Below are 12,259 nucleotides of genomic sequence, written 5' to 3'. Positions count from 1 at the left end.
AACCCTATACTTGGTTCCTTCTCCCTTTTTCTGCTTTACCAAGTAGCCAAACAAAAAGCCTCACCATGTGGTGAGGCTTTTCTTGTTATACCTGGCCTACGAGGTGGCCTAGGCCACTCTATTGTTTCCAGCCGCCACCTAGGGCTCGGTACACGTTCACCGAGGCGTTAAGCTGCTGCATCTTGGTTTCGATAAGGTCGAACTTCGACTCCAAGGCGTCGCGCTGGGTGAAGAGCACTTCGGTATACTCGGCGCGGGCCGAGCGGAAGAGACTGTTGGAAATGGTGCTCGACTGGTTTAAGGCTTGCACGGCTTTGGCCTTCTCATCGTAGCTTCTTGCCAGGTTGTTGATGCTGGAAAGCTGGTTAGCTACTTCCACGTAGGCATTTAGAATAGTGCGCTCGTAATTGTAGGCAGCCTGGATCTGGGCGGCGGTGGCGTTGCCGTACACGGCCTTGATGCCGTTGCGGTTCACCAAAGGCGCTACTAAATCACCGGCCAGTGAATACAGCATCGACTCGGGTGTCGAGAAGATCAGGCCGGGCTTGAATGCCCCGAAGCCCGCACCACCGGTTATGCGCAGAGCCGGGTAGAAGTTGGCTCGCGCCACCTGAATGTCCAGCTTGGCAGCGGCCAGGCTCTGCTCGGCTTGCCTGATGTCGGGGCGGTTTTGCAGGAGCTGGGCTGGCACGCCGGCCTGCACTACCGCGGGCACCAAGTCATTAAACGAGGCCGCGTTGCGAATAATGGGCTGCGGATACCGGCCAACCAAGAAGTTGATTCGGTTTTCGGTTTCGACGATGCGCTGCTGAATACCGTACTGCAGGCTGCGGGTGTTGTGCACCTGAGCCTCAAAACGCTGCACGGCCAGCTCCGTAGTCCGGGCCGACTCTTTCTGCAGGCGCACCAGTTCCAAGGCATTGGTCTGCAGCTCAATGTTCTGCCGCACAATGGCCAGCTGGTTGTCGAGAGCCAGCAACTCGTAGTACGAGTTGGCAATTTCGGCAATCAGATTGGTCACCGTGAAGTTGCGACCTTCCACCGTAGCCAGGTAGCGCAGGGCCGCCGACTTACGCGAGTTGCGCAGCTTGTGCCAGATATCCACTTCCCAACTGGCAAAGGCACCAATCTGGTAGTTCTGCAGTGGGTCGGGGTTGCGGTGCTCGGGCTTGATGTCGATGGCTTTTTCCGTCGCGCCTTGCAGCGTGTAGCGACTAGGCCGCTCGGCTTCAGCTTTGGCACCCAGGCCTACGAAGGGCAGGTACTCCCCTTTCCGGATCTGCACCTCGTTGCGGGCAATCTGAATTTCCTGCAGCGAGATGTTTAGCTCCTGGTTGCGCTGCAGCGCGGTATCGATGAGGGCTACCAGGTTGGGATCGGTGAAAAAGGATTTCCACTGGCCGGTGGCCGTACTGGCGGTGTCTTTTGTGCTAGCGGTACCGTAGCTGGCGGGCACCGTGCGGTTGACTTTTCTTTCTACCAGCTCGGGCGCTTTGCACGCCGCCACGGCTAGAGCCAGGCATGCGGCGCTTAGGCCCTGATATATGCGTCTCTTAAGCATGTTCTTCAACTAATACGTGCGGCTCGAACTCCGACAAGGGGTGTTCGTTTTCATCCCCAATCAGCTTGCGGCCGGAGGCCAGGGTGCCGAAGATGTAATAAAGCCCTGGCACAATAATTACCCCGAAAATGGTACCGAACAGCATGCCCCCGAGGGCTGAGGTGCCAATGGTGCGGTTACCAATGGCCCCGGCGCCGTGGGCCAGTACCAGCGGAATCAGACCGGCAATGAAGGCGAACGAGGTCATCAGAATCGGGCGGAAACGCACCTTAGCACCTTCAATGGCCGCGTCGCGCACCGACATCCCTTCCTCGTGCTTCTGCACCGCGAATTCCACAATCAGCACCGCGTTCTTACCCAACAGGCCTACAAGCATGACCAGGCCTACCTGGGCGTAGATGTTGTTAGCCAGGCCCATGGTTTTGATCAGTAGGAAGGAGCCGAAAATACCCGCGGGCAAGGACAGGATTACGGCCAGGGGCAGCAGGAAGCTTTCATACTGCGCGGCCAGCACCAGGTACACGAACACGATAACCACTAGGAAGATGTAGATGGCCTCATTGCCGCGGCTAACTTCGTCTTTCGAGAGGCCACCCCAGTCGATGTCGTAGCCGCGGGGCAGGGTTTTGGCTGCAACTTCTTGCACGGCCTTGATGGCCTCACCGGAGCTGTAACCGGCCGCTGCATCGCCGCGGATGGAAGCCGTGGGGTACATGTTGTAGCGGTTGATTTCGTTGGCGCCCTGGCTCTTCACAATCTTCATGAAAGCCGAGAGCGGCACCATTTCGCCCTTGTCGTTCTTCACCCACATATCCAGCACGTCCTTCGGCAGGCGGCGGTACTCCGGCGAAGCCTGCACGAACACCTTGAAGAAGCGCTGATACTTGATGAAGCCCAGCTCGTAGGTCGAGCCAATCATAATGCTCAGCGTATTCATGGCATTGCCAATACTCACGCCCTTCTGCATGGCCAGCTGGTTGTCGATCTGCAGCTCGTACTGCGGATAGTTGGCCGAGAAGAAGGTGAACAGGCCGCTCAGCTCCTTGCGCTTTTTCAGCTCGGCCATGAAGTCCTCATTTACCTTTTCCAGCGCTTTATAGTCGCCGGTGGCGGTTTTATCAAGCAGCTGCAGCTGGAAACCACCCGCCGCGCCGTAGCCGGGTACTGCTGGCGGCTCGAAGAATTCAATGGTCGCGCCGGGAATTTCCTTGGCCTTTTTCTCAAGGTTCTCCACGATGTCGTGCACCGACTCCTTCCGCTCTTCCCAGGGCTTAAGGCTGATCAGTAGGGTACCGGCGTTCGAACCACGGCCCTCGGTCAGCACCTCGTAACCCGCCAGCGATGATACGCTTTCGATGCCGGGCACTTTCTCCGCCAGCTTCGAGAGCTGCTGCGACAAGGCGTTGGTGCGCTCCAGCGTGGAGCCGGGAGGCGTTTGGATAATGGCGTAGAGCATGCCCTGGTCTTCGGCCGGGATGAAGCCCGAAGGCAGCGTAGACGAGATACCGAAGATGCCAAAGCCGAAGGCAATCAGAATACCGAAGGTGAACACCCGGCGGTCAACTACCTTCTCCAAAATGTTGGTGTAGCGGCCGGTCAGGCGCTCAAACCCGCGGTTAAACCAGTCAATGAAGCGGTTAATAGGCGTCTTCTTGCGGGGCTGGCCGTGGTTGTTCTTCAGAATCATGGCGCAGAGCACCGGCGTCAGTGTCAGGGCCACAATACCCGAGATGACGATAGACGAGGCCATGGTGATGGAGAACTGGCGGTAGAAAATACCTACCGGACCGCTCATGAAGGCCACCGGCACGAATACCGCCGTCATCAGGATGGTAATGGCGATAATAGCGCCGCTGATTTCACCCACTACTTCGCGCACTGCGCCGTAGGGCGAAAGGTGCTTCTCCTCCATCTTGGCGTGCACGGCTTCCACCACCACAATAGCGTCATCGACTACGATACCGATGGCCAGTACCAGCGCGAAGAGCGTAATCATGTTGATGGTCATGCCGAAGGCCTGCATGGCGATGAACGCCCCTACCAGCGACACCGGCACGGCAATAATCGGGATGAGCGTAGAGCGCCAGTCGCCGAGGAACAGGAACACCACAATGGCTACCAGAATAAAGGCGTCGCGCAGGGTGTGGATTACGTTTTCGGTGGAAGCGTCGAGGAAGCTCGATACGTCGTAGCTGATTTTGTAGTCCATGCCAGGGGGCATGGTTTTCTTCAGCTCTTCCAGCTTGGCTTTCACGCTCTTGATTACATCAGAGGCGTTGGAGCCGTAGGTCTGCTTCAGCATAATGGCCGCCGAGGGGTAGCCATCGAGGTTGGAGTAGATATCGTAGAACTCCGAGCCCAGCTCCACGTTGGCTACGTCTTTGAGGCGCAGCGTTTCACCGTTGGCGTTGGCCTTGATGATAACGTTCTTGTACTCCTCTACGTCGTTGAAGCGGCCCTTGTAGGTCAGTACGTATTCCAGGGCGGAGGCTTCTTTACCATCGGAGCGGCCGATACGACCCGGCGAGCCAATTACGCTCTGGTCGTTGAGGGCTTCCATCACGTCATCCACGGAGAGGTTGTAGGCCCGCATCCGGTCGGGCTTCAGCCACACGCGCATGGCGTACTGGCGAGAACCCAGGATGCTGGCGCGGCCGATACCGTCGATGCGCTGAATTTCGGGCAGCATGTTTACCCCAGCGTAGTTGAACAAGTACCGCATGTCGGTATTCTTGTCCTTGCTGTAGAGGTTCACATACATGAGCATGTTCGGCACCACGCGGTTTACCACCACACCTTCGCGCTGCACCAGCACCGGTAAGCGGTTCAGGATCTGCGCAATGCGGGTGTTCACGTTTACTACCGCCTGCTCGGGGTCGGTGCCCAGATTGAACACAATCTGAATGTTGGCCTCACCGGCCGATACGGCGTCGGAGGTCATGTACTTCATGCCGGGCACGCCGTTGATGGCCTGCTCCAGCGGGATGAGTACCGACTCGGTCAGCACCTTGGCACTGGCGCCCGGATACGCCGTGCTCACCATTACCATGGGCGGCGAAATCTCCGGGAATTGCGAGTTGGGGAGGGTTTTGATGGCCAAAACCCCCAGGAACATGATTACCACCGATATCACGATGGCAAACACTGGCCTACGAAGGAATCTACTGAACATTATACATTGCTATTAGCGCCAAAAGACCGTCATGTCGAGCTTGTCGAGACATCTTGCCAGAGGGTAATTACCCTCGTTGAAGTTCATCTCAGACGTCAGCAAGCGAGATTGGCTACGCCTTCCTGCGGTTCCTCGACAGGCTCGACATGACGTTCTGTATCGGCATTTTGCTATTATTCAGAGTACACTTTTAGGTGCGACACGACCGACTTGGGGTCTTGGTAAGTGAAGCTGATCTTGTCGCCGTCCTTCACTTTCCGGATGCCTTCCAGCATGATCTTGTCGGTGGCGGCTAGGCCACTCGAAACCACGTAGAGGTCAGGCATTTCAGACGCCACTACCACTTCCTTCTGGTGCACCACGTTGTTTTTGTCCACCACGTACACGAACTTCTTTTCGAGCACTTCGAAGGTGGCTTTCTGTGGAATGATGATGGCGTTTTTCATGGGCACCGTCATCAGCACGCTACCCGTTTCACCGTTGCGCAGCAGCCCCTTAGGGTTAGGAAAAGTGGCCCGGAAGGCGATGTTGCCGGTTTCGTTGTTGAAGTCGGCCTCAATGGTCTGCACTACGCCAGGGTACTGGAACACCTCGTTGTTGGCCATTTTCAGCTTCACGCGCATGGCGCTGTCGGTCTTGGCGGCGTGGGCTTTGTACGACAGGTACTCGGCTTCTGGCACGTTGTAGTACACCCACATCTTGCTGTTGTCGGAGAGCGTGGTCAGCAGGTCGCCCTCGTCTACCAAGCTACCTAGCCGGGCCTGGAAGTGGTCCATGATGCCACTGAAGGGCGCCCGAATGGTGGTGAAACCCAGGTGCGTTTGGGCCAGAGCCACATCGGCCTTGGCTTTTTCCAGCTTGGCCTGCGAAAGGGCCAGCTCGCTCTTCGATACCACGTTGTTGTCGGCCAGCTTCTTGGTGTTCTGGTATTCCAGATCCACGAACTTGGCTTCGGCCTGCGACTTCTTCAGCTCGGCCTGGTACAGCATGGGCATGATCTGGAACATCACTTGTCCCTCATGCACCTGCTGGCCCTCATCCACAAAAATCTTCTGCAGATAGCCTTTTTCCAGGGCCCGCAGCTCAATGTGCTGAATGGAATGAATCTGCGACACGTACTCCTTGGTAATAGTCGTGTCTTTTTGCCAGGGGCTAGTAACCAGGAATTTAACTTGTTCTTCCTTTTCTTCTTTCTTTTCGGAGCAGCTTGTAGCGGAATACAACATGCCCAAGCCCATAAACATGAGCGCGAACCTTCCTTTCATAAGGGTCTTAGGTGCCTTATCAGGCGTTTGGTGATCCAGAGGATAGTGTGTTGTGTGGGATAGAATGCGAGCGGTGCCTGCCTAGGCCAGTAGCGAGGCAACTACTGTGGCTGCCGGATGAAGCAGGTGGCCTAGCGGCTGCGGAAGCCAGGGCCAGTACGATAGTTGTGGGGGCCGACCTACGAGGTTAGTGGGCTGGAGATTTCTACCTAAGGTGTCTTCGTACATGCTTGCTAATTGACGAGGCTACTACCACCCGTTGAGGGCCCGCGGAAACGGAGTAAATGCGGTGGCTGTAGGCCATGCGTCATAGGTTGGTGATACAAAGCACTCCGTATGGCATGAAGACTACATGAAGCAACTATTCATCTAGGCCACTATCAGAGGTATTTCACCTATAGCATGCTATAATTCAAATTTTTATATACCCGTTACCAGATATTTCCCCCGCTGTTCAGATACTTCACCATCGCCTCATTCCGTCGGCCTGTTTTTTGCACCACCTGGTTTCGTTGGGTGGCTCATGGGCGCATGCGCGTGCTTCTGCCCCAGCTTTTTTCGCCCTTGCACATAACCTGAGCTACATAGCCATCGGGGTATAGCACTGGCCTATGCCGCTTCGCCCTCCCACTTCTGGCAGTTCTGAGTAAACCCCTGGTTACTAACCCGCTCGCGAGGCTTGATCCGTATTTAAGGGGGGGGGGGAAATAAGTATCAATCTTCAATAAAACCCGCTTTTCTTCGGTTGTGCAGAACTTCCTGCCGGACGAACTTTCATTATGAAAAACTTACTTGCTCTGTGGTCGTCTCAGCAGCCCGACTTGCTTACTACTGAGCAGGGCCGCCGGCGCCTGGTTACGCTCTTACTGAACCTAACGGAAGGCACGCACCTCTACCCCAGCCCCTGTGAATTGCGCTTGCTTGACCTGTACGCCTGCGGAGATATATCCGTGGAAGAGCTACTCACTAGCCTAGGACCGCCCGAATTTCACTAGCGTCAACAAACCAGGTACGGCAGTATTCTACCGTCAGAAAATCGGGTGCGCCGCTTGGCCCGGAGAGGCCCGGCTGCGCGCTAGGCCACTCTTCCGGCACGTATTCTGACCTAGTCCCGCCAAATACACAAAAGGGCACCACAATTATTTGCGGTGCCCTTTCGAGGGGGTTGCAGCATAGGCCTAGCCCGGGCTACACCTCATGCGGCCATTCAGGTGACGACAGCATGCGGCAGGAGGCAGACGAGGTGGTAGCCTGGTCTGGCGTTAGTTCATAACCCGGAACAGAGAATTGAGGCGGAGCACCTTGAGGCACCGCTTAAGCACTGGGCTCACATTACGAAGCCACACGCCCGAGCCACTCTGGTGCAGCAGAAGCAGCTGCGATACTACGTAGCTCACCCCCATTGCCCGTAAGCACTGCAAGCTGCCGCAATCCACCACAAACTGGGGGCGCGTCTGACCGGGTTGCTGAGCCAGGGTTCTAATCACCTGAATAGCATCTACTCTGTCCAGGTCGAGGGGGGTGAGGGAAGAGAGGCTGGTAGCGGCGGAGGTAAGGGCAGTAGCCATACGTGGGGGTAACAGAGGTAAGAAAGGTGGATGAACGCCGTGTTTGCTTTGATTACGACCGGCTTGCACGGAATAATGATGGCGTAAGCCAGACACCGGTAACCCAAGCATCTGCATTCAACTAAACGGCAGCTTCCCTCCTTTTACTCCCGAATAATTACGGGTTTCCAGTGGCTGAAAACGCGTAATTTCTTTTCAGTAGCTTTCTCCTGCGCGCCGCCAGTTAGGCGCGGTGGTCGTACTCTCGCCCCCGCCTCAGTATTTCTACTGGTATCGGGCTTGCCATGAGCGGTAGCATTACCAGGCCACTAGCTTCACTGAATCCCCATGCGGCAGCGCGTAGAGTTGCGCCATCGTACCTTTCGGCTGTTCACCCACACATTGCAATGGCAGACTTTCTTATTGTCGGAGCCGGCATTGGCGGACTTACTGCTGCCCATGCGCTGCTGGGCCTAGGCCACTCCGTGCGCGTGTACGAGGCCGCGCCGGAGCTGCGCGAAGTAGGGGCCGGAGTAGTGCTAGGTGCCAACGCCATGCGGGCCCTGCACCAACTAGGCCTCCACGACGCCGTACAAGCCCACGGCACTCCCGTGCTACACCTCAACCTGCTCGACCAGCAGGGCCGCATACTGCAGGCTGCCGATACCTCCGTGTTCACGCAAAAGCTGGGCTTCGATAACCTGGGTATTCACCGGGCTGCGCTGCAGCAGGTGCTGCTGCGCGGCTTGCCCGCGGGTACCGTGGTGCTCGGGAAACCGTTTGAGCGCTTTGCAGAAACGCCTACTGGCCTAGCGGTTCACTTCGCCGATGGCACCACTGCCTCCACTGACTTTCTGATTGGCGCCGATGGCCTTCGCTCCCGGGTGCGGCGCCAGCTGTTGCCCCAGGCCCAGCCCCGCTACGCCGGCTATACCTGCTGGCGGGCCATTGTAGATGCGGCGCGGCTGCAGCTGCCGGTGGGCGAGTCGGGCGAAACCTGGGGTGAGCGGGGCCGGCGGTTTGGGTACGTACCCGTGGGCGGGGGCCGGGTGTACTGGTTTGCCTGCCTCAACAGCCCCACACCCCAAAACCCCGCTTTTCGGGCGTACCGCGTGGCCGACTTGCAGCGGGAGTTTGCGGGATTTCACGCGCCCGTGCCCGACCTGCTCCGCCTCACCCGCAACGACCAGCTGCTCTGGAACGATATCTTGGACCTGAAACCGCTGCGGCACCTGGCCTACGGCCGCGTGCTGCTCCTCGGTGATGCCGGCCATGCCACCACGCCCAACATGGGCCAGGGAGCCGGCATGGCCATCGAAGACGCCGCCGAGCTATCCACCTGCTTGGCCACGGCCCCCGACCCTGCAGCGGCTTTCCGAGAATTTGAGCGCCGTCGACTCCCGCGCACCACTCGCATTGTGGAAACCTCCTGGCGGCTAGGCCAAGTAGGCCAGCTAGAAAACCCCGTGCTGACTGGCCTACGCAACACGCTCATGCGCCTTCTCCCGGCGGCCGTTAGCCGTAGCCAAATGGCCTGGCTTTATGAACCTCCAACATAACAAAACGGCCGCCGTAGGAGCGGCAGCCGTTTGGGTTTACGTGGCAAGCTCCTTCTCAGGCTTACCATTAGCTTCTTCCAGCTCCTCTTCGGTTTCCTCCTCAAAGCCCTCCCGTATTTTCTCATTGGCTTCCTGGTGGTCTTCCGCGTCGGCTTGTTCTTGGTTTTCTTCCTGCTCCTGCTTGTCGTGGGGTTCGTAGCTGAGCTTGATGTAAATAGGAAAATGATCAGAGCCCACGTACGGCAGGCGTTCCATGTCATCTACCTTGAAGTCAGGCGACACAAACACGTGGTCGAGGGGCCACCGCAGCAAGGAGTAATCGGCGTGAAAGGTAGGCAACAGGCCGCGGCCCACGCGGGGGTCTAGTAGGCCACTAATCCGGCGAAACAGCTCAGACGTGTGCGACCAGGCCACGTCGTTCATATCGCCAAACACAATGGTTGGCTCTTCCTGCTCCTCAATTTCCTTCCCCACGAGCAGCAACTCGGCGTCGCGCTTGGTGCTGGTTTTCGACTCGGCGGGTGCTGGGGGTTTGGGATGCAGCCCAAACAAGCGCACCCAGGTTTTGCCATCGGGCAGTTGCACGTGCGTGTGCAGGGAAGGCACATCGTCATCGAGCAGATACTTGATCTGGCAATTTCGCAGGGGCAGGCGCGAGAAAAAGAGTAGCCCGTAGGTGTTATCAAGCGGCTCGTGACAGGTATACGGATGCGTTTTTTCCAGCGGCTTCAGCTGCCCGTACCACCATTCATCGGTTTCCACCGCCATAATCACATCGGGGTCTGACTCTTGCAGAGCAGCCAGAGCTTTAGCGCCTTGCTTGTTGAACTGCAGCACGTTCATCACGGCCAAACTCAAATGGCGCTTCCCGTCTTTGAGGGTGCTGTCGCCCACCTGCTTGCTCACCAGGGGGGTGTAGGGCAAGATGCGGATGGCCTGATAAATGACCGACACCGCCAGGGCCGCCAGCAGAACTAGCCCCCAATTGCCCTCTAGCTGGTGCCAGCCCAGCAGCAGACCGGCCACAATGCACAGCAGCGCCACGGCTACAATCTGCAGGCGCGGAAAATCAAACACTCTGATCCACCAGGCCGTTTGTCGTAGCAAGGGCAACACAGTGGCAACCAAGGAAGTAACACCCAGCAAAAAGGCCAGGCTATGGGCTATCAGCAGCCAGAGGGGTTCGTCAAGATCAGGCACGGATGGGGAGAGGTGTGGTGGAACGGGGAAGCAACCGGCGAAAATAAGGCCAGCTTAATCGTCGCTGAACCCTCCCTTCCGCAATTCCTCAATCGTGCGCATCACTTTATCCTTCAGCGAAGTCCGGTATTTCTCCAGCACATCAGCCAGTCGGGCATTGGTCATGGCCAGCATTTCCGTTGCCAGCACCGCCGCATTGGCGGCCCCATCTAGCGCTACAGTGGCCACGGGCACCCCGGCCGGCATCTGCAGCATCGATAAGATGGAGTCTAGGCCATGCAGCGAAGTAACGGAGTTGATGGGCACTCCAATTACGGGGAGCGTGGTGAAGGCCGCAATCATACCCGGCAGATGGGCCGCGCCCCCACCCCCGGCAATAATTACGCGTAGGCCCCGCTTGCGGGCGGTTTCGGCGTACTCAATCAGCCGGTGCGGGGTGCGGTGCGGCGACACCAGCGTGATTTCATACGGCACACCAAACTGCCGCAGAAACTCGGCCGCCGCCGACATAATTTTTAAATCGGACTGCGAGCCCATGATTATCCCAACCAACGGGGTGTCGGTGGGAGAGCTTACATCGGCCGGAGACGAAACAGGGAGAGTTGTGCTCATAGGGAGAGAGAACAAAAACAGGACAGAACCGGCTAGATAGTGCTTCTACGCGCTCCTATGCGCGAGGTTCTTTCACCAAACATAGTGTTTTCCTTGTTTGCTGATTCTCAAAGGCTCGTACCTTTGGCTAGGCCCCAAGTGCCGCCTCAGTTATGGAAATACTGCTCGCCACCTTTACCACCTTGTTTTCGGTCGTGAACCCCTTCAGCGCCATGCCCGTGTTCCTGACTCTGACGGAGGACGACACGCCGGCGCACCGCGGGGGCATTGCGCTGCGGGCCTGTATCTATATGATTGGGGTGCTGGCCGTTTCCTTTTTCGCGGGCCAGTATGTGCTGAATTTCTTCGGCATCAACATTCACCACCTGCGTATCGCGGGCGGCATTCTGCTCATGCGTTCCGCCTTCGACCTGCTCACGCCCGGCGGCAACCGCAGCAAAGTATCCGATGCCACCCTCGACGAAAGCCGCCACAAGGACGACATCAGCTTCACTCCCCTGGCCATGCCCATGCTCTCAGGCCCTGGCTCTATGGCCGTGTGTATTGGCCTGTTTACGGAAAAGCTCAGCTTCCTCGATATGGGGATGATCGTGCTGGGCTTTGTGCTGGTGGCCTTGGCGGCTTACATTATCCTTATGTCCTCGCTCCGCCTCACGCGCTTTCTGGGCCGCCCTGGCATGGCCGCCCTGGCCCGCATCATGGGCTTTATTACGCTGGCCATTGGCGTAAACTTCCTGGCTACTGCCATTGGGGCTTTATTTCCAGGGCTGAGCCGGTAGAAGCTTCTATGTGGTCTCTCATCATTGTAATACCCGTATTACTAATTGGGTTGGTTCTTGTCGCTTGTTATACAATATATAGGTGGCTTCACTTGCGTTTTGGCTACCGTCCTAGTGTTCTTTTTATAACTGGAGTATGTTTCGGTGTGTCTTATCTGCTCTGCACAGAACTTTACCCTTCTGATAAGTTCTATAAGGAAAAGTATGAACAGATAACCTTACTTCCTTTTCCGGCATCAGGTCATATTCTCCGCAAAGACGCTTCTTATCCAACTTTTCCTGATGGCGACTATGAGGTCTGCGCGCTGGTAGAGATGGAGTCGCAGGAATACCTGCAGCTGCAACAGCATTTGGTTCGTAATCCACATTTTATACTTTCTCCCTGCATATCAGATACATCATTTGTCTATAGCCAAGCTTTTGAAAAAGTAGCAGGCGATATTTCGCGCGCTCAACACGCATCCAGTTATGCCCGGAAAGACGGTTTTGGATTGCTATACATCGGTTTACTAAATGACGGAAAGTCAATTATCATGTACCGATTGAGTATTTGATTATCCTGTG

Annotated in this window: 10 protein-coding genes; 4 read left to right on the top strand and 6 right to left on the bottom strand. The window is 56.8% G+C overall.

Annotation, left to right across the window (positions count from 1 at the left end; all coding sequences use genetic code 11):
- Positions 1–118: 118 nt before the first annotated feature.
- The 3 genes from EU556_RS10410 to EU556_RS10400 all read right to left on the bottom strand — a co-directional run bounded on the left by EU556_RS10410 (position 119) and on the right by EU556_RS10400 (position 5,998).
- A complete protein-coding gene (locus EU556_RS10410; RefSeq protein ID WP_135433870.1) occupies positions 119–1,561 on the bottom strand; it encodes a TolC family protein in 1,443 nt (480 codons plus the stop codon).
- Positions 1,554–4,733: an efflux RND transporter permease subunit gene (locus EU556_RS10405; protein ID WP_135433868.1), complete on the bottom strand. Its 3,180-nt coding sequence runs from the start codon at positions 4,731–4,733 to the stop codon at positions 1,554–1,556. The genes EU556_RS10410 and EU556_RS10405 overlap by 8 nt, the downstream gene beginning before the upstream one ends.
- A 173-nt stretch (positions 4,734–4,906) precedes the next feature.
- Positions 4,907–5,998, bottom strand: coding sequence for an efflux RND transporter periplasmic adaptor subunit (locus EU556_RS10400; RefSeq protein ID WP_135433867.1), 1,092 nt, complete (start codon positions 5,996–5,998; stop codon positions 4,907–4,909).
- Between the two features lie 779 nt (positions 5,999–6,777).
- On the opposite strand from EU556_RS10400, the gene EU556_RS10395 reads away from it, so the two are divergent.
- Positions 6,778–6,993, top strand: a complete 216-nt coding sequence (locus EU556_RS10395; protein ID WP_135433865.1) for a hypothetical protein — start codon at positions 6,778–6,780, stop codon at positions 6,991–6,993.
- A 267-nt stretch (positions 6,994–7,260) separates the two neighbouring features.
- Here the strand turns inward: EU556_RS10395 and EU556_RS10390 are convergent, their stop codons facing one another.
- Complete coding sequence (locus EU556_RS10390) at positions 7,261–7,566, bottom strand: STAS domain-containing protein (protein ID WP_135433863.1); 306 nt, start codon at positions 7,564–7,566, stop codon at positions 7,261–7,263.
- A gap of 386 nt (positions 7,567–7,952) precedes the next feature.
- Between EU556_RS10390 and EU556_RS10385 the strand changes: the two genes are divergently transcribed.
- Positions 7,953–9,104 (top strand): FAD-dependent monooxygenase, encoded by a 1,152-nt coding sequence (locus tag EU556_RS10385; RefSeq protein WP_167855534.1) that lies wholly within the window; start codon positions 7,953–7,955, stop codon positions 9,102–9,104.
- Between the two features lie 36 nt (positions 9,105–9,140).
- On the opposite strand, the gene EU556_RS10380 is transcribed toward EU556_RS10385, so the two are convergent.
- Together EU556_RS10380 and purE are read right to left on the bottom strand one after the other, a co-directional pair.
- The gene (locus EU556_RS10380) at positions 9,141–10,304 is read right to left on the bottom strand and encodes an endonuclease/exonuclease/phosphatase family protein (RefSeq protein WP_210116259.1); all 1,164 of its coding nucleotides are present in this window, start codon (positions 10,302–10,304) and stop codon (positions 9,141–9,143) included.
- Positions 10,305–10,358: 54 nt separating this feature from the next.
- A complete protein-coding gene (purE, locus tag EU556_RS10375; RefSeq protein WP_135433859.1) occupies positions 10,359–10,916 on the bottom strand; it encodes a 5-(carboxyamino)imidazole ribonucleotide mutase in 558 nt (185 codons plus the stop codon).
- Between the two features lie 152 nt (positions 10,917–11,068).
- On the opposite strand from purE, the gene EU556_RS10370 reads away from it, so the two are divergent.
- The gene (locus tag EU556_RS10370) at positions 11,069–11,695 is read left to right on the top strand and encodes a MarC family protein (protein ID WP_135433856.1); all 627 of its coding nucleotides are present in this window, start codon (positions 11,069–11,071) and stop codon (positions 11,693–11,695) included.
- 146 nt (positions 11,696–11,841) lie between these two features.
- Positions 11,842–12,249 (top strand): hypothetical protein, encoded by a 408-nt coding sequence (locus tag EU556_RS10365; protein ID WP_135433854.1) that lies wholly within the window; start codon positions 11,842–11,844, stop codon positions 12,247–12,249.
- The last annotated feature ends 10 nt before the right edge of the window (positions 12,250–12,259 follow it).

Source organism: Hymenobacter fodinae, from assembly GCF_004745825.1.
In the GTDB taxonomy this organism is placed as follows: domain Bacteria; phylum Bacteroidota; class Bacteroidia; order Cytophagales; family Hymenobacteraceae; genus Hymenobacter; species Hymenobacter fodinae.
Note: the sequence above shows the minus strand (reverse complement) of the source record. Positions and strands in the feature narration are given on the sequence as shown.